This window comes from Psychromonas sp. Urea-02u-13 (assembly GCF_002835995.1).
Taxonomy (GTDB): Bacteria; Pseudomonadota; Gammaproteobacteria; order Enterobacterales; family Psychromonadaceae; genus Psychromonas.
Map to the genome: position 1 here is coordinate 1 of NZ_PJBZ01000292.1, position 381 is coordinate 381.

The window sequence follows — 381 nt, forward strand, 5'->3', positions numbered from 1 at the left end:
CGCATTATTAACCTGCATGGCGTATGTCGACTTGAATCCTATCCGCGCTAAGATGGCATCAAGTGTTGATAAATCGGAATATACCTCTGTTTTTGAACGTATTCATAACAAATCAAATGAGACTGAAAAGAACAATGAAGTTGAAAACACACGATTGGTAAAATTCATCGGTGCAGAGCATCAGCATGAAGCACAGGGCATTCATTTTACCTTGATTGATTATCTTGAACTGGTTGACTGGACTGGCCGACTTATTCGTGAAGGTAAACGAGGTGTAATATCATCACAAGCGCCTGCTTTATTAACCTTACTTGGGTTAGATAACGATACCTGGCTGAGTTTAGCCAATGATTTCGGTAAAGACTATCATGGTGCAGTCGG

1 pseudogene is annotated in these 381 nt (G+C 40.7%); it reads left to right on the forward strand.

The window, feature by feature from the left end:
* A pseudogene (locus tag CXF74_RS21780) lies at positions 1-381 on the forward strand (hypothetical protein); the annotation flags it as partial.